This is a genomic window from Sphingopyxis sp. YR583 (assembly GCF_900108295.1).
GTDB lineage: Bacteria > Pseudomonadota > Alphaproteobacteria > Sphingomonadales > Sphingomonadaceae > Sphingopyxis.
The window spans coordinates 330,980-348,475 of the sequence record NZ_FNWK01000003.1 but is presented as its reverse complement, the minus strand read 5'-3'; the positions used below and the strand labels follow the sequence as shown (position 1 = coordinate 348,475).

Sequence of the window (17,496 nt, the reverse complement as noted above, 5' to 3'; positions counted from 1 at the left end):
TTTCCCAAGGGGGCGGGGATGGAACGACGCGTGCCTTGGCTTGCTGTGGCGGCGCTTGTTGCGGCGACGGCGAGCGGCATGCTGCATTTTTGGGTGGGCGGCGCGCCGCTCACCTATGTCGTGCTGAACGGCCTGTCGCTTCTTTTGGGCCTCGTCATCGTCTCGGTCCCGATGCGCAGCCTTGCCGGACGCGTAGTGACGGGACTGGTTGGGATCGGTGTCGCAGGAATTGCCACGACGCTATTGAGCGGTTTCGATCTCGAAGGGGTGCGGCGCTGGCTTCCCATCGGCCCGATACGCCTGCATGCGGCCATGCTTCTTCTGCCGGCGATCATGGTCCTGCTCCCGCGCCTTTCCGGTGCGGGGCAAATCGGAATCGTGACGGCGCTGGGCGCTATTTTCGCGATCCAGCCCGACCTCGGCGCCGCGCTTGCGTTGGCTGCGGCCTTTTTATTCTCCCGTGTCGGTCGGGGCGAGCATGGGGTCACGGCGATCGGCGCGGCGGCTTCCATAGCGGCAGTCGCGATAACATCGCTCCGGCCCGATCCGCTCGATCCCGTGCCTTTTGTCGAGCGAGTGGTCCCTGATGCCTTTGCGACCAGTGCGATGCTGGCCCTGCTGATCGGTACCACGCTCATCTTCGCCTGCGTCGCTCCCCTGTTCGTGCAACCCCGAAACGCCCGTGCGGCCCGATCGCTTGCAGGCGTCATGGCGGGCTTTACGCTTGCTTCGATAATCGGCCCCTATCCCGTACCGCTCAGCGGCTACGGCGCGTCGTCGATCCTCGGCTATGCGCTCGCGCTTGCTGTTTTGCGTGCGTCCATTGTGCCGTCGAAGGCTGGGTGATAGCGCTCGCCCGTATATGGGGCGTCGTCCATATTTGACGAGAAATAAGGGAGAAGGGGATGGGAATGAAGCACTGGCTGAGCGTGGCGGGGTTTTCGCTGGCCGTAGCTCTTTCCACCGCCGCGCAGGCGGCACCCGACCTCGGTGCCGCCAACGCGCGGCTGACCGCGCTGCTCGACAAAAATTACCCGGCGCTCGATGCGCTCTACAAGGATCTGCATCAGAACCCCGAACTCGGGATGCAGGAAGTGCGCACCGCTGGTATCCTTGCGCAGCATTTGCGCAAGGCGGGCTTCACCGTGACCGAAAAGGTCGGCGGCACCGGCGTCGTCGGCGTACTGAAAAATGGCGAGGGTCCGACGATCCTCGTGCGCGCCGACATGGACGCGCTGCCGATGGAGGAAAAGACCGGCCTTGCCTGGTCGAGCAAGGCGCGCGCGACCTATGAGGGCAAGGATGTGCCCGTCATGCACGCCTGCGGACACGACACGCATGTCGCCTATCTGGTCGGTGTCGCGCAGGCGCTCTCCGCGATGCGCGATAGCTGGTCGGGCACCGTCGTGCTGATCGGCCAACCCGCCGAGGAGCCGCTGCTCGGCGCGCGCGCGATGCTCGACGACGGGTTGTTGACGCGTTTCCCGAAACCCGATTTCGGTTTCGCCGCGCATGTGTCGAACCTTCCCGCCGGCGTCGTCGCGATCAAGGCGGGGGCAGGATCGTCGGCGTCGGACAGCTATTCGATCACCTTCCATGGCCGAGGCGGACATGGTTCGATGCCCGCCGCGACGATCGACCCGATCCCGATCGCCGCGCGCTTCGTCACCGACACGCAGGTGGTGATCAGCCGCGAAAAGGATCCCGCCGCCTTTGGTGTGCTGACGATCGGTGCGATCAATGCGGGTAGCGCGCCGAACATCATCCCCGACAGCGCCGAGGTAAAGGTCAATCTGCGGTCGCAGTCGCCCGAGGTGCGCAAGTTGCTTCAGGACGGCACCGCGCGCGTCGCAAAATCGGCGGCGACGATGGGCAAGGCGCCTGAGCCGACGATCCGCTATCTCGGCGGCACCGGCGTCCTGACCAACGATGAACCGATGGCGAAGGCCGCGGTGGCAGCGCTGACGCCGGTGTTCGGCAAGAGCCTCGTCTTTGCGCCAGCGAGTGCGGCGCCGATGTCGGGGAGCGAGGATTATTCCGAATTCGTCGACGCGGGGGTACCGTCGCTTTTTTTCGGCATCGGCGGCTATGATCCGGCGGTGCTCGCCGACCTCAAGGCAAAGGGCGAACCCGCGCCGACGAACCATTCACCCTTCTTCGCTCCGAAAGCCGAGCCCGCGATCCGCAATGCGGTGACCGCGATCGTCCTGTCGATCGTCGGCGGTGTGCGCCCAGCAGCGAAATAACCCGCCGATGTTCGATATCGACAATGCGCTGATCGTCCGGCTGCTCGACCTTGTCGGGATCGGCGTCTTTGCGCTGTCGGGCGCGTTGATGGCGGTGCGGCTGCGCCAGACGCTCGTCACCGCGGCTTTCTTCGCGCTGGTGACGGGCGTCGGCGGCGGCAGCGTACGCGACCTGCTGATCGGCGCGCCGGTGTTCTGGGTGCAGGACGGCGCGATCGCCGCGGTGTGCATCGCGATCGCGCTGATCGTCTGGCTCACCCCCGAACGCTGGTGGCAGGGACAATTGCTCGAATGGGCCGACGCCGTGGGCCTCGCGGCTTATGCCGTGTTCGGGACGGCGAAGGCGCTCGCATGGGGTGTCCCGCCCGTGCCCGCGCTGATGATGGGGGTGATCACCGGCTGCGTCGGGGGAACGATCCGCGATATTCTGGCCGGCGTACCGTCGATCATCATGCGGCCCGAAGTTTATGTAACCGCAGCCGCGCTGGCGTCAGGACTGTTTCTGCTGCTGCAGTGGCTCGGCACGGGGACGCCAATAGCGGCGGTTGCTGGCGCGGTTGCTGGCTTTATCCTGCGCGGCGCGGCGATCCACTGGTCGCTCGCACTTCCAGCCTATCGCGGGCCCAAAGCCTAGAACAAGCGACAGGCTTGCCAAATTGCGAAACTGTGGCAGTTTCGCACTATGAACACTGATGTCAGCACTATCGCACGCCGGGTGCGGGGTCAGGCGGATGCCCTGCCCGAGCTGTTCGGCCGTTTCGATTTCGACAAGGCGCCCGAGCGCTGGGCGCCCGAGGCCGATGCGGTGAGCGAGCTCAGTCGCGTCCGCAGCATCGATCGCGCCGACTATCTGGACGATCCCGAACTGCTCGGCCGCATCCGCGAATATACGATGCTCGGCGACAGCGCGGGCGACGCCTATGCCGCACTGATGCCGCGCTACGGCTTTCAGCGCACCGTAGCGATGCTGGTGGACGCGTGTGACAAGGGTATCGAGTCCGTCGAAGACGCGCCGCCCGAGCTCGTGGCGCTCATCCGTGAAATGGAGCAGAAGCCCGAATGGCTCGACATGCAACTGGTCGAGGAGGGCGCAGCTTATGAACGCAACGCCACCGCGAACCTGTCTCCCTTCCTGATCCGCGGCGCGTTCATCGCGACCTTCCTCAACAAATATTCGGCGTTGCCGATGGCGCTCACGGGAACGCTAGGTCAGGCAACCGCAGCGCGGCGCGTCAAGGAAACCGCGACCTTCTTCGCCACGACTGCCCTGCCGGGCGCACTCGACCGTTACGGGCCGGGCTTCAAGGCGGCGGCGATGGTGCGGCTGATGCACTCGATGGTGCGCGTCAATGTGCTGTCGCGCCCCGGCATGTGGGATGCCGAGACATATGGCATGCCGATCCCGCAGCTCGACCAGATGCCGGCGGGGCTCATCCCGGTCTATTTCATGTCGCAGGAGGTGCTGGCGAAGGGCCGTACCAGCTTCACCCGGCTCGAGCGCGCGCGCGTCGAGCTCGCGCGTTATCGTTGCTATCTGCTCGGACTGCCCGAGGATCTGCTCGCCGATACACCGCAGGAAATCGTCCGCATCTGGCGCACGCGCAGTGCGACCTTGCGCTACGAATATGACGATGTGGTCTGCGGCGGCTTGCTCCGTGCGACGATGGACGCCGAATTGTCGAAGGACATGTCGCCGAAGGGGCAGGTCAAGCGCCGCCTTGAATATTCGGTCAGCCGCGTCTTCTTTGTGAAGGCCTTCCTGGCCGGTGATGAGGAACGCGCGGCAAATGTCGGCGTGCCCGTCCGGCGCCGCGATCACCTCATCTACGGCGCAACGATGCTCGGCATCGCAGGGCGCATGGCGGCCTATCGTGTCGCCTCGCGCCTGCCGCTGATCCGCCACATTGCCGACCGCCGCCTCGTGCGCCGCATCGAGCGCCAGCTGGACGGTTACGGCCGCGCCGAATTCACATCGAACGCCGCGAATTACAAACCCGCCACCGCGGGTTGAACAGCTTTTCAGCCAAGGGATTTCCATGCAGACCGAACAGGCGACCGTAAACGGCATCAGCATCACCTATGAGGACAAGGGGCCAAAAGACGCGCCGGTGATCCTGCTGGTCATGGGGCTGGGCGGGCAATTGACGCTGTGGCCCGACGAGTTCGTCGATGCGCTGAACGAACGCGGTTTTCGCACCATCCGTTATGACAATCGCGACGTCGGCCTGTCGACGCGCTTCGAAGCGGCGGGCATTCCCAATGTGAAGTGGATGATCGTCAAATCGGTGATCGGCTTGCCAGTGCGTTCCGCCTATACGCTCGCCGATATGGCCGCCGACGGCATCGGCCTGCTCGACCACCTGGGTATCGACCGCGCGCATGTCGTCGGCGTATCGATGGGCGGGATGATTTCGCAGCATATCGCGGCGCGCTATCCGGATCGTGTGCTGTCGCTGACTTCGGTCATGTCGACTACCGGCAACCGCCGCCTGCCGCGTGCGCAGAAAGAAGCGATGCGGGTGCTCGCCAATCGTCCGATGAGCGGGGATAAGGAAGCGCTGATAGCTTACTCGGTCAACGCGGCGCGCGTGATTGGCAGCCCCGGCTATCCGTCGACCGAGGAGCGGCTCCAGCGCCGCGTCCGCACCGACTTCGAACGCGGCTGGTATCCGCAGGGCGTTGCGCGCCAGATGGCCGCGATCGTCGCCGACGGCGACCGGCGGCCGATCCTGAAGGATATCAAGGCACCGACGCTCGTCATCCATGGCGAGGACGATCCGCTCGTGCCGCTCCCCGGCGGTCGCGACACGGCGGAGAACATCGCGGGGGCGCGGTTGCTGACGATCCCGGGCATGGGCCACGACCTGCCGCTCGGGCTCGTCGACACGATGGCCGACGCGATTGCGGAGCACGCCAATCAGGTTGCCGTTACGGCCTGAATCTTCATCTCGCTTGCGGGAAGGGCATCGTTATTTCAGCAGCAACGCCATCGTCGCGAAGAACCCTTTCGCTTCGACTTGTCCCGGTCGCGGCACTGCGGGCAGATAGGCGCGGCAATCGAGGCATGACGCCTGCACCGACCCCGCCTGCGTCAGCATCGTCAGGTCCTGTACCAGCCGCCGTTCGGTGAGCTGGCGGTTCATCGCCGCGATGCCGAACCAGCCGCGCGGCAGCGCCGCCGTTTCTTCCTCGGCGCCCGACCAGCTTGCAAGCATCTTTGAAAATTCGCTCGGCTCGTCCTCGAAATATTTGGCGTGGAAATCGCCGTCGACCTTGGCGAGCTTCGCCGCGGCCTTCAGCGCGTCGGGCAGGCCGCCGAACTGATCGACTAGGCCGATCTGGCGCGCCGTGCCGCCCGCCCACACGCGCCCTTCGGCGATGGTGCGGACCTTCTCGATCGGCTGCTTGCGGCTCTTGGCGACCAGTCCGGTGAAGCGGCCATAAATATCCTCGACGCTTGCCTGCGCCAGCGCGTTGAACTCGTCGTTCACCCCGCCGAACACGTCGGGCTGGCCCGACAGCGGCGTGGTCGCGATACCGTCGGCGTTGACACCGATCTTGGCAAGCGCCTGATCGAAGCTCGGCAGAATACCGAACACGCCGATCGATCCGGTGATCGTCTCGGGCTCGGCGAAGATGCGGTCGGCGGGGGTTGAAACCCAATAGCCGCCGGACGCAGCGACATTCGCCATCGACACGATGATCGGAAGCTTCTTCGCTTTCGCGGCGAGCAGCGCCTGACGGATTTCCTCCGATGCCAGCACCGATCCACCGGGCGAATCGACACGGAGGACGATGGCCTTGATGCTGCTGTCGGCCGCGGCGTCGAGGATATGCTGCGCGACGGTTGTACCGCCCGCTACGCCGTTCGGCGCTTCGCCATCGACGATCTCGCCGACGACGGGAACGACCGCGATCGCGCTGCCCTTCGTTGCAGGGGGATTGGCCGCGACCCAATTTTCGAGCGGGATCGCATTATATTCCCATGGCTTGCTGTCGTCCGCCGCGCCGCTGATCTCCGCAACGCGGCGGCTGAACGCCATGCGGCTACCGGTCTTGTCGATCAGGCCGGCGTCGACCGACGCCTTCGACAGATCGTTGCCCGCCGCCTTCACCGCGCCCGCGGTGTCGGCGATAAAGGCGTCGACCTTGGCCGCCGGGCGTGCCTTCTTGACGTCGCTCAGCCAGTTTTCCCAGAGGACGCCGGCATAGGCGAGGTCGGCTTCCTTCGCCTCGGGCGACTGGTCGCTACGCAGATAAGGCTCGACCGCACTTTTGAAGGTGCCGACACGGTAGATATGCGCGGTGATGCCCAGCCGGTCCATCAGTCCCTTGTAATAGAGGCGCGATCCGCCGGGGCCCGCGATCGCGACGCCGCCGATTGTGTCGGCCCAGATTTCGCTCGCGTGCGACGCGACCTGATAGCTGTCGGTCGTATAGGCGGTCGCGAAGGCCAGCACGGGCTTTTTCTTCGCGCGCACCTTGTCGACCGCGGCGCCGATCTCGGCGAGCGAGACCTGTCCGCCGCCGAGGAAGCGGTCGAGATCGAGGACGACCGAGGTCACGCGCTTGTCGTCGGCGGCGACTTCCAGCGCGTGGACGACGTCGCGGACGCGGATTTCCTTAAGCTGCGCGCCGCCCGACAGCGCCGCGAACGGATCGACGTCGGCGGGCTGCTCGCTGACGATACCGTCGAGCTCGATCAGCAGCGCACCCTGGCTGACCGGCAAACCGGCATTGGGACGCCCGGCGAGCAGGCCGAACAGCGCGACGAAGAAGAGCAGCAGAAAGATCAGCGCGAGCGCGTCCTTGATTCCGACGAGCAAGTTCCACACCTTGCGCGGGAAGCTGGTTTTCGACTTCGGCGCATCTTCGCCGGGCAGCGGCCGGCGGACGGGGATGGCCCAGGGGCCGGCGGGATCGTTGGGCGTGTTCGCGGTGCTATCGGTCATGTCGGCGAACCTAGGGACACGCCTCGCCCTTGGCAATGCACGCTTCGACGGGCGAACGGCGACGCCGTACCGGTGACGTCAGAGCCAGCCTTGCTGGCGATACCAGCGCACGGTTTCCGCAAGCGCCTCGTCGGTATCGCGCTCGGGGCGCCACAGATCGGCGGGCGGCCCGGCGCCTTCGGTCGCTACCCAGTCGGGATGCGCGATATAGCGCGCGCGGTCGGGGGTCAGCTTGGCGCGGCTGCGGCGGATGAGTTTGTCGAGCCGCCCGCCGGCCCTGAGCAGCAGCGCGGGGGTCGCCACCGTCGACAGCCGCTGGCGCCCGACGGCGCGGGCGACCGCGCGGGCGAAGCTGCGGTGCGACCAGCCGGTGGGCTTGCCGTCGTCGGGCTCGTAAATCTGTCCGATGCTGGCGTCGCGGTCGGCGGCGAGCGTCACGAGCAGCCGCGCGAGCTCGTCGACAAAGATCGCTGACATGCGCCCGTTTGGCACCAACGCGATGCCACGGCGCGCCATGCGGAACAGGTCGAGCATTTCGGTGTCGCCGGGGCCGAAGACCGCGGGCGGGCGGACGATCGTCCAGTCGAGTCCGCTCGCCATGACGACGGCTTCGGCGCGTTCCTTCGACCAGCCGTAGTTGGAGATGCCCGGTTCGCGCGCCGCGAGCGACGACACATGGACGAAGCGTGTGACACCGGCGCCGCGTGCGGCATCGACGACGTTGGCGGTGGCGGTCGCATTGCCTGTTTCAAAAGCCGCACGTGTGGGGACGTTTACCACCCCCGCGATGTGCATGACGACGTCGGCGCCCGCCGCCATCTCGGCCAGACTGTCGGTCTGATCGAGCGCGCCCGCGATCCACGTCACGCCTTCGCGTTCGGGCTGCGGCCGGCGGGTGAGGGCGCGGACGTGCCAGCCCGCCGCGACGGCGTCGCGCATCGTTGCGCCGCCCACGAAACCGGTCGCGCCGGTCATCGCGAGCACGCGTGTCACAGAAGAACCATATGGTCGCGGTGGACCATCGCACTGCGCGGCGCATAGCCGAGCGCGGCTTCCTGCGCATCGCGGCCGAGGCCGACGATGTTGGCGGCGTCGGCACCCGGATATTCGGACAGTCCGCGCGCGATGACGCGCCCGTCGGGGCCCGCGATGTCGAGGATGTCGCCGCGTGCAAAGCTGCCGCTGACGGCGGTCACGCCTGCCGCGAGCAGGCTCGCGCCGCCCTGCAACGCCTTGGCCGCGCCCGCGTCGATCTCGACCCGCCCCTTGGCGGTGAGGCCGCCTGCGAGCCATGCCTTGCGCGCGCTCGCACCTTTGTCGGCGACGAACAGGCTGTGACGTGCTTCGGTCGATAGCGGCCGTTCGATGCGGCCCGAGGCAATCGCCAGATGCGCGCCTGCGGCATTGGCGATGCGCGCCGCCGCGATCTTCGAAACCATTCCGCCCGATCCCATGCCCGATGCGGAGCCGGTGTCGGCCATCGCCTCGATCGCAGCGTCGATGCGCTCGATATGTGCGATATGAACCGCGCCATCCTGCGCCGGATTGCGGTCGTACAGGCCGTCGATGTCGGACAGCAGGATCACACCGCCCGCTGCGGCGGCCTGCGCAACGCGTGCAGCAAGCCGGTCATTGTCGCCAAAACGGATTTCCTCGGTCGCGACGCTGTCATTCTCGTTGATGATCGGCACGACGCCAAGGCTGAGCAGCCGGTCGAGCGTCGCGGCGGCGTTAAGATAGCGGCGGCGATGCTCGAGGTCGTCGAGCGTTACGAGCATCTGCGCCGCGGTCAGCCCTTCGGCTCCGAGCACCTCTGCCCAGACCTGTGACAATGCGATCTGCCCGGTCGCGGCGGCTGCCTGCGCATCCTCCAGCGTTCCGCGCCCGCCCTTGGCAAGCCCCAGCCGCCGTGCGCCAAGCGCGATCGCACCTGAAGACACCACCGCGACCTGCTGGCCCGCGCGCGCGCGTTCGGCGATGTCGGCGGCGATGCCGACCAGCCAGTCGCGCCTGACTGCGCCATTGGGATCGACGAGCAGCGCCGATCCGATTTTCACGATCAGCCGGGGGCAGGATGCGGGTGGAAACAGGCTCATGGCGCCGCCGATAGCGCGATGCGCGCGTGCCGCCAATGCGAATGTCCCGGCAAGGCCCGCGTGCGCAACTTTATTCCGTGAAAGGCAACACCCGTTTTGGGGGCGGAGGGCTGCTGCCGCTCGAAACGCGACCCTATTCTTCGGTGCGGATCAGGATCATCTCGCCGATCAGCGCGAAGAGGATAAAAGGGCCCCATGCCGCGAGGAACGGCGAATAGGCGCCCAGATCGCCCATCGCGAGCGCGAAATTGTCTGCGACGAAATAGGCGAAGCCAAGTCCCATGCCGATGATGGCGCGGATGAACAACTTGCCCGACCGGGCAAGGCCGAACGCCGCGACGGCGCCGAGCAGCGGCATCAATATCGCGGACAACGGTCCAGAGATCTTGTGCCAGAGCACGCCTTTCAACGCATCGACAGGGCGGCCCGCGGCCTCGAGATCGGCAATCGCCGACTTGAGCTTCATGAAAGGCAATTCGTCGCCATCGACCTGCGCCAGTGTGAACTGGTCGGGGCGCACATTCTTGGCCGCGACGATCGTCCCCAATTGTTCGAGCGTGCCCGACCGGCGGATAAAGCGCCGCGCGTTGGTCAATTCCCAGCCGCCGCCGGCCACGGCGCGTGCGCTGTCGGCAGACAGCATCGACGACAGCACGCCGCCGGTGCGCTCATAGATCGTCACATAGCCAAGGACGATCGTCGGGCCGCTGGTGTCGACGGTCGTCGCATTGATCAGGTCGTCGCCGTCGCGAACCCAGATATTCGTGCGTATGCCGCTGTCCTTCGGTACCTTTTTATACTCGACCTTTTGCCAGGCGCTGAGCGCCGCGGTCGACCGCGTGACGATGCGCTCGTTGAAGGCAAAGCTGATCCCGGCAACGAGCAGAGCGGCAAGAAACAGGGGCGCGAGAACCTGATGCGCCGACATGCCCGACGCCTTCATCGCGATCACCTCGCTGTTCTGATTGAGCGTGACCATCGTCAGGATCGTGCCGAGCAGGACCGAAAAGGGCAGAAAAGTCTCGATGATCTGCGGCATCCGCATGCCGACATAGCGCCACACGTCCGAATCGCTATTGCCCGCGACGGCAAGTATCTTGCCGCTCTCGCCGAGCAGGTCGAGCGTCTGCAGGATCAGAACCAGCGCGAAAAGGATCGAGAAGGAGCGGATGAGAAAGAGGCGGCCGACGTAGAGCGCCATGGTGCGCGACGGAAAAAAGTGGAGCTGATGCATTTAGTTCACACTCTCCGCCGGCCGTTGTTTGCGCTGGAACATTGTGAGCATCGCGCGAATCTTCTGCCCTGCCTTCGCCGCGACGCGTTCGAGCGCGCCGATCGGCTGGCCGCCGGGGACATGCGCGACGACATAATACATCCAGATCGCGAGCGCCGCGAACAGCAGATAGGGCACCCACAGCGCGATCAGCGGGTCGACCACCCCGCGCGCGCCCATGTCTTCGGCATATTGGTTGATCTTGTGCTGGGTCACCAACAGCACGATCGACAGGAAGACGCCGAGCGACGAGGTCGATCTCTTGGGCGGGATGGCGAGCGCGATCGCGATCAGCGGGATCAGGAACATCGACATCACTTCGACGATGCGGAAGTGGAAATTGGCACGCGATTCGAGCCTTGTCTGCACCGACTGGCTCTTGTCCTTGCCCGCGACGAACAGTTCGGGGATCGTCATTTCGCGGTCGGCGCCGCCGCGCAGGCGGAACGCCTCGATCTTGGGCAGCGGGATCGGCAGGTCGTGGTTGTCGAAGGTCAGCACGCGCGGCACGGCAAATTTGGGCGATTCGTGAATCAGCACGCCCTGCGACAGGCGGAGGATGATCGTGTTCGGATCATCGGTGGCCAGGAACTGCCCGCGCGCCGCGGTCGCGGAGACGCGCTGGCCATCTTTCTGCTCGCCGCGCACGAAAATGCCGCGCAAGGACCGCCCGTCATTGTAGCTTTCCTCGATCCGTAGCGTCATGCGGTCGCCCAATTTGGTGAATTCGCCGACCTTGATCGACGCGCCGAGCGCGCCCGAACGAAGTTCGAACTGCAACCCTTCATAGGCATAGCGCGCGACGGGCTGGATAAAGCCGACGATCGCAAGATTGAGCGCGGCGAGGGCGATTGCATAGGCGAAGGGAACGCGCATCAGCCGCCCGAAACTCATCCCCACGCCCTTCAATACATCGAGCTCGCTCGATGTCGCAAGCCGCCGGAAAGCAAGGAGAATCCCGAGCATCAGCCCGATCGGAATGCCAAGCGAAAGATATTCTGGAATCAGGTTCGCCAGCATCCGCCACACGACGCTGACCGGGCCGCCCTCGGTGGCGACGAAATCGAACAGTCGGAGCATTTTTTCGAGCACGAGCAGCATCGCCGACAGGACGAGCGTGCCGAGCATCGGGAAAAAAATGAGCCGCGCGATATAGCGGTCGATGGCAGGCAGCTTATTCAATCTTTCGTCGCCCCATCACCATGATTTGGCCGCAGTTGTTTCCGATATGCCGATTCAAGGGCGACAGGGACCCATGTCGGCGCGCGTTTTTGCGCTCGCGGAGATGGCTATAGCCTCTGGAGGTTTTGAGGTCATGTCGAAATTTGTATCCGCTTTGCTTGCTGTTTCCGTGCTGGCATTTGCCGTCACGGCGCAGGCCGAAGGCCGGGTCATCTCGAACGATCTGTCGAAGTGCAGAAACGGTCCGTCGACGCTGATTCAGATCAGCGGTGTCAAGGCGTCGACCGGCAAGATCCGCGTGCAAAGCTATCGCGGAACGGCGGACGAGTGGCTGGCAAAGGGACGCTGGCTGGCCCGCGTCGAAGTGCCCGCGCGTGCCGGGACGATGACTGTCTGCGTGCCGCTGCCCGAAGCTGGTGTTTATGGCATCGCGGTGCGTCACGACGTCAATGGGAATGGCAAGACCGATCTCAGGTCGGACGGCGGCGGGATGTCGAACAATCCCAGCATCAACGTCTTCAACCTCGGCAAGCCGAGTTACAGGAAGACGGCATTTTCGGTCGGAGACTCGCCCAAGACGATCTCCATTTCGATGAAATATATGTGATCGGCAATGGCTAGCGTCGCGCTCCTTTCGAATCCACGCTCGACGGGCAATCGCTCGTTGTTGCCGCAGGTTCGCGAATATTGCGCGGCGCACCCCGATATTTTTCATTATGAGGTCGAGGACGTCGACCAGATCGAAAAGGCCATTCGCACGATGGCAATGGTCGGGCCGCGCGTCGTCGTCATCAATGGCGGCGACGGTACGGTGCAGGCCGCGCTGACCGAAATCTATTCGGGCGACCATTTCGGCGGTTCGCCGCCGCCGGTCGCGGTGCTGCCGAACGGAAAGACCAATCTGATCGCGCTCGACCTCGGTGCCGAGGGGGATCCGATCAAGGCGCTGCAGCGTGTCGTCGAACTGGTCGAAAGCGGCCGGCTTGAGGATCATGTGATCGAACGTCAGTTGATCGCGCTCGACAGCGGCGGCGAAGAGCGGCCGGTGCTCGGCATGTTCCTTGGCGGCGCCTATCTGGCCGATGTGATGCTCTATTGCCGCAATCGCATCTATCCGCTTGGCTTGCCCAATGGATTGTCCCATTTCCTTGCGGCGATCCTCGGGCTGTTCGCGATCATTTTCGGTATCGGCGGCGGGCGTCTGCCGCCGAAGCCCCAACCGATGACCGTCTCGCTGATCCGTCAGGGCGAATTCAAGGGCAAATTCTCGCTGCTGATCGTCACGACGCTGGAGAAATTGCTGCTCAGCATTCGCACCAGCGAAGCCTATGGCACGAACGGCAATATGAAATTGCTCGCGACCGACAGCAATGTCGGCGCGCTGTTCCGTATGCTCGGTGCGACCTGGCGCGGGACGTTGGGGCAAAAGCAGCTCGACGGCGTGCATTTCCAGCAGGGCGACGAAATCCGCATCGAGGGCGAGCGCTCGAACGTCATTCTCGACGGCGAAATCTTCCAGGCAAAAAATGGTGCGCCGATTATCCTGACCTCGACGCAGCCGGTTCCCTTCCTTCGCCTCGCCGCCTGATCCCTTCATGCCTGCGCTAGTTGAACTCGTCCGCGAAGAACTCGCGATCCCGGTCGATCCGCGCGTCACCGCGATGGCGCAGGCAATTGCGGCCGAATATCCGGGAAGCGCGCGCGCGGTTCTTTTCTACGGCAGCTGCCTGCGCGAAGCCGAACTCGACGGGTTGATGCTCGATTTCTACCTGATCGTGTCCGACTATGGCGACGCTTATCCCAAACGCTGGATGGCGGTTGCGAACCGGCTGATTCCGCCCAATGTCTTTCCCTTCCAGCACGGCGGGCTGATCGCCAAATATGCGGTGCTCAGCGAAGCCGACTTCGACCGGCTGAACGGCGCCGAAACGCGAAATGTTTCCGTTTGGGCACGCTTCGCACAGCCGTCGCGGCTGGTCTGGGCGGTCGATGACACGGCGAGCGACCGTGCGATAACTGCGGTTTCGCGCGCGGCGCCGACGTTGCTTGCCGCCGCCGGCCGGGTCAAAGGCGAGGCACCGCTCGATTGGTGGCGTCGCGCTTTTTCGCTCACCTATTCGGTCGAATTGCGCGCCGAACGGACGGGCCGTGCGCAATCGGTGGTCGATGCGGATGCAGAACGCTATGGTCGTTTCAGCGGCCCTGCGATCGATGCGATCCCCGCCGATGCGCAAAACGGCGGCTGGGCGCTGCGGCGGTTCGAGGGAAAGGCGCTCAGCATCGCGCGGCTTGCCAAGGCCAGCCTGACCTATGCTGGCGGGATCGATTATCTCGCGTGGAAGATCAACCGTCACGCGGGAACGAAGATCGAGATCAAGCCATGGCAGCGTCGCTGGCCGCTCGTCGCCGCGTTGACTTTGGTGCCCCGCCTGATCCGGGGCGGCGCGATACGCTGATCAGCTCGCGAGGCGCTGGCCCTCGGGTCGCGGTTCGCCGCGACGCCGGATCGCCTGGTCGAGCGCCGTCAGCGTGAAGGGCTTTCTCAGCACGTCATGGTCGCCGAACGCGGCGTCCTCGCTCGCATCGCCCGCATAGCCCGTCACGAACAGGACCGACAGTTCGGGCCAGCGCTGTTTCAACTGAGCGACCATTTCGGGGCCGGTGAGTTCGGGCATCAGAACATCCGAGAGTATCAGGTCGAAACCTTTCTCTCCCCCCGCCATCCGTTCTTCGACAAGCGCTTCGGCCTGAAGCGGGTTGCCGCATGCGACGGCGGTGTGGCCGAGTTCGCTGACCGCATCGACCGTCGCGGCGAGGACGCGGGCGTCATCCTCGACGACAAGGATGTTCAGCGCGTCGAGGGGTGCTTCGGGGCCGGCCATTTCGCTCGGGAGAATGTCGGCTGCGACATCGGTCTCGGCTTTTGCGATCGGAAGCAGCATGGCGACGCTCGTGCCTTCGCCCTCGGTCGACGCAATCTGCACCTCGCCGCCCGACTGGCGGCAAAAGGCAAAGACCTGACTCATGCCGAGGCCGGTGCCCTGGCCGGCAGGCTTGGTGGTATAGAAAGGGTCGAACACGCGTTCGAGCACCTCGGGCGACATGCCGCACCCGGTATCGATGACCTGCACGGCCAGCGCCTTGCCTTCGCCGTCGTCGAGCGTCCGGATCGTCAACGACCCGTGGCCGTTCATGGCGTCGCGTGCGTTGACCGCAAGGTTGAGCAGCGCGTTTTCGAACTGCTGCCGGTCGACCCAGCAAGCGAGGCCATCGGCCTGAAGGTCGAGCGTCAGCGCAATGCGGTCGCCGATCGTGCGTTCGATCAACTGTGCAAAGCTTGCGATACATTCGTCGATCGCGGTCATTTCGGGGCGCGCGGGTTCGGAGCGGGCAAAGGTCAGGAGGCGCCGCGTCAGGTCGGCGGCGCGATTGGCACCGTCGAGCGCGTTGGCGAGGTGACGCTGCGCCTTTTCCGGGGTGCCCGGCAACCAGCGCTGCGCGAGTTCGAGCCCACCGACCACGACCGCCAGCATATTGTTGAAATCATGGGCGATGCCGCCGGTCAGCTGCCCCACCGCTTCCATCTTCTGGGCCTGGCGAAGCTGCGATTCGGCGGTTTCGCGCTCGACCATCTCGCTCCGCAGCGCTTCGTTCGCTTGCGCCAGTTCGCCGGTTCGCTCTTCGACGGCCGCCTCGAGCTGCATCGCACGGTCGCTCTCGGCAAACTGCTCGCGCCGCGCAAGACGGCGTTCACCTTCGGCGCGGATCAGCGAGAAGCTGGCGCCGATCGCGATGACCGCAGCGGCAGCGCCGAGCAGCGAAAAGAGCAGGATCGCCTGATTGAGGCTGGCGCGGTCGGCCACCGCGAGCCGGTTGCGGTCGCGGAGCAGGCTGCGCTCGTTCGCGATGATTTCGCTGAGCAGCTTGTCGATCTGGCTGACGCCCTGTCCTTTGCCGGCGGCATAATATTTCGAGATTGCGGCGACGGTCTGATTGTAATTCGCGCTCAGCGCCGCGTCGCCGAGCAGCGCTCCGCGGCTGTCCATCTCGCGCGTCAACTGTTCGACCAGCGCCATTTGTTTCGGGTTGTCGCGGACATTGCGCCGCAATTGGGTCAGGAACTGGCGCGCACGACCCCATTGATATTCATAGACGCGCCCGTCTTCCTTCTGCAGACCGACCGCGAAGCGACCCAGCGCCGCCTCTGCGCGGGCGATCGCGGCGTCGACCGAGCGGGTCTGCGAGATCACCTCCATGCTCTGCGTCTGCCAGCCGAGCGAGCGATCATAATTGTCGTTGGCCTGCGCGAGCAGCAGCACGAGCGCCCCGACGATACCGGTCAGGACCGCGCCCAGCACGATCGTCAGCCAGAAGCGAATACGCTCCCGCCGGCCGTCGTTTTCGCTATCGATATCCCGCTCGAACACGGGCATGTCTTACCGGACAAGCGCGGCGCCGCAAAGCGCCGAAGTCCTCACCGCTGCGCCGCCGCTTCAACTCGCCCCGAAAAGGAATCCGCTGGTCGGCGGCGCGGCTCGGTTCAGCCGATAATGCCCACTCGTTTGCCCGCGCGTTCGAAACGGCCGAGGATCTCGGTTACCTGCTCGCTCGAATGCTCGGCGCAGAGCGAACAGCGCAGCAACGTCATGCCCGCGGGGGTCGCCGGTGGGCGTGCGAGATTGACGTACAGCCCTTCCTCCAGAAGCGCCTCCCACATCATCGCGCCCTTTTCGAGGTCGGGCATGATCACCGCGATAATCGCCGACTGCGGCTCCTCGGTACCGAGCGTGAAGCCCAGATCGCGAAGCCCCTTGTGCAGCACCTTCGAATTTTCCCACAGATGCGCGCGCTTGTTCGATCCGTGCATCAGCTTGCGGATGCTCGTCGCGGCGGTGGCGACGACGCTCGGCGGCAGCGAGGCGGTGAACACATAGGGGCGGCAGACGAGCCGCATGATTTCGAACTTCGGGTGGTTCGAGACGCAGAAGCCGCCGACGGTGCCGACGCTCTTGCTGAACGTGCCGATGATGAAGTCGACATCGTCGATCACGCCCTGCGCCTCGGCAACGCCGCGGCCATGCTCGCCGATGAAACCCATCGAATGCGCTTCGTCGACCAGCACCATCGCGCCAGCTTCCTTCGAGACGCGGATCATCTCTTTCAGCGGCGCGATATCGCCGAGCATCGAATAGACGCCTTCGAGCACGACGAGCTTGCCCGCTTCGGGGGGCAGGCGCTTCAGCCTTTTTTCGAGCGCTTCGACGTCATTGTGGCGAAAAGCGACGATTTCGGCGTCGCCCATCTTGCACCCGTCATAGATCGACGCATGGCTGTCGATATCGAGGATGACATAGTCGCCCTTGCCCGCGATCGTCGAAATGATGCCGAGGTTCGCCTGATATCCGGTCGAGAACACCATGGCATGGTCCATGGCGTAAAATTCTTTCAGCGCGTCCTCGCACTCCTTGTGCCCCTGATAGGTGCCGTTGAGCACGCGGCTGCCGGTGGTGCCGCTGCCGAACTTGTCGAGCGCATCCTTGCCCGCGGCGATGACATCCTCGTCGAAGGTCATGCCCATATAATTATAGGTGCCGAGCAGGATCGTCTCGCGCCCGTTGCAGATTGCGACGGTCGGCGAGACCACCCTTTCCATAACCAGGCTGAACGGGTCGGTGACGCCGGTCGCGAGCAGCGCCTCGCGCTGCTGGATCAGCGGGTCGAACTTGCTGAAGAGGTCGGTCATTGAC

General features: G+C 64.9%; 15 protein-coding genes. 8 read left to right on the top strand and 7 right to left on the bottom strand.

Annotated features, from left to right (window positions below; translation table 11 throughout):
• Nucleotides 1-93: 93 nt before the first annotated feature.
• From BLW56_RS17160 to BLW56_RS17140, 5 genes are all read left to right on the top strand, one after another.
• Complete coding sequence (locus BLW56_RS17160) at nt 94-846, top strand: hypothetical protein (RefSeq protein ID WP_218140544.1); 753 nt, start codon at nt 94-96, stop codon at nt 844-846.
• Nucleotides 847-911: 65 nt separating this feature from the next.
• Nucleotides 912-2,246 (top strand): amidohydrolase, encoded by a 1,335-nt coding sequence (locus BLW56_RS17155; protein ID WP_093511975.1) that lies wholly within the window; start codon nt 912-914, stop codon nt 2,244-2,246.
• Between the two features lie 7 nt (nt 2,247-2,253).
• The gene (locus tag BLW56_RS17150; RefSeq protein ID WP_177176005.1) at nt 2,254-2,880 is read left to right on the top strand and encodes a trimeric intracellular cation channel family protein; all 627 of its coding nucleotides are present in this window, start codon (nt 2,254-2,256) and stop codon (nt 2,878-2,880) included.
• Nucleotides 2,881-2,928: 48 nt separating this feature from the next.
• On the top strand, nt 2,929-4,257 hold the full coding sequence (locus tag BLW56_RS17145) for an oxygenase MpaB family protein (protein ID WP_093511973.1): 1,329 nt from the start codon (nt 2,929-2,931) through the stop codon (nt 4,255-4,257).
• Nucleotides 4,258-4,282: 25 nt separating this feature from the next.
• The gene (locus BLW56_RS17140) at nt 4,283-5,185 is read left to right on the top strand and encodes an alpha/beta fold hydrolase (protein ID WP_093511971.1); all 903 of its coding nucleotides are present in this window, start codon (nt 4,283-4,285) and stop codon (nt 5,183-5,185) included.
• A gap of 30 nt (nt 5,186-5,215) precedes the next feature.
• Here the strand turns inward: BLW56_RS17140 and sppA are convergent, their stop codons facing one another.
• The 5 genes from sppA to lptF form a co-directional block, all read right to left on the bottom strand.
• On the bottom strand, nt 5,216-7,198 hold the full coding sequence (gene sppA, locus BLW56_RS17135; protein ID WP_093511969.1) for a signal peptide peptidase SppA: 1,983 nt from the start codon (nt 7,196-7,198) through the stop codon (nt 5,216-5,218).
• Between the two features lie 78 nt (nt 7,199-7,276).
• Nucleotides 7,277-8,173 (bottom strand): NAD-dependent epimerase/dehydratase family protein, encoded by an 897-nt coding sequence (locus tag BLW56_RS17130; protein WP_093512107.1) that lies wholly within the window; start codon nt 8,171-8,173, stop codon nt 7,277-7,279.
• Between the two features lie 14 nt (nt 8,174-8,187).
• On the bottom strand, nt 8,188-9,294 hold the full coding sequence (gene proB / locus BLW56_RS17125; protein ID WP_093512106.1) for a glutamate 5-kinase: 1,107 nt from the start codon (nt 9,292-9,294) through the stop codon (nt 8,188-8,190).
• Between the two features lie 133 nt (nt 9,295-9,427).
• Nucleotides 9,428-10,528 (bottom strand): LPS export ABC transporter permease LptG, encoded by a 1,101-nt coding sequence (gene lptG / locus BLW56_RS17120; RefSeq protein ID WP_093511967.1) that lies wholly within the window; start codon nt 10,526-10,528, stop codon nt 9,428-9,430.
• Entirely contained in the window at nt 10,529-11,749 is a 1,221-nt protein-coding gene (lptF, locus tag BLW56_RS17115; protein ID WP_093511965.1) for an LPS export ABC transporter permease LptF, read from the bottom strand.
• Here lptF and BLW56_RS17110 point away from each other — a divergent pair.
• From BLW56_RS17110 to BLW56_RS17100, 3 genes are read left to right on the top strand one after another with little or no spacing between them, the layout of a single operon-like run.
• The gene (locus tag BLW56_RS17110; protein ID WP_371262252.1) at nt 11,730-12,356 is read left to right on the top strand and encodes a DUF2141 domain-containing protein; all 627 of its coding nucleotides are present in this window, start codon (nt 11,730-11,732) and stop codon (nt 12,354-12,356) included. The genes lptF and BLW56_RS17110 overlap by 20 nt on opposite strands.
• A 6-nt stretch (nt 12,357-12,362) precedes the next feature.
• The gene (locus tag BLW56_RS17105; RefSeq protein ID WP_093511963.1) at nt 12,363-13,337 is read left to right on the top strand and encodes a diacylglycerol/lipid kinase family protein; all 975 of its coding nucleotides are present in this window, start codon (nt 12,363-12,365) and stop codon (nt 13,335-13,337) included.
• A gap of 7 nt (nt 13,338-13,344) precedes the next feature.
• Nucleotides 13,345-14,205 carry a hypothetical protein gene (locus BLW56_RS17100; RefSeq protein ID WP_093511961.1) on the top strand — a complete coding sequence of 287 codons (861 nt, stop codon included), beginning with the start codon at nt 13,345-13,347 and terminating at the stop codon, nt 14,203-14,205.
• On the opposite strand, the gene BLW56_RS17095 is transcribed toward BLW56_RS17100, so the two are convergent.
• Together BLW56_RS17095 and BLW56_RS17090 are read right to left on the bottom strand one after the other, a co-directional pair.
• On the bottom strand, nt 14,206-16,182 hold the full coding sequence (locus tag BLW56_RS17095; RefSeq protein ID WP_256203602.1) for an ATP-binding protein: 1,977 nt from the start codon (nt 16,180-16,182) through the stop codon (nt 14,206-14,208).
• Nucleotides 16,183-16,289: 107 nt separating this feature from the next.
• Nucleotides 16,290-17,492 (bottom strand): serine palmitoyltransferase, encoded by a 1,203-nt coding sequence (locus BLW56_RS17090; protein ID WP_093511959.1) that lies wholly within the window; start codon nt 17,490-17,492, stop codon nt 16,290-16,292.
• Between the last annotated feature and the right edge of the window lie 4 nt (nt 17,493-17,496).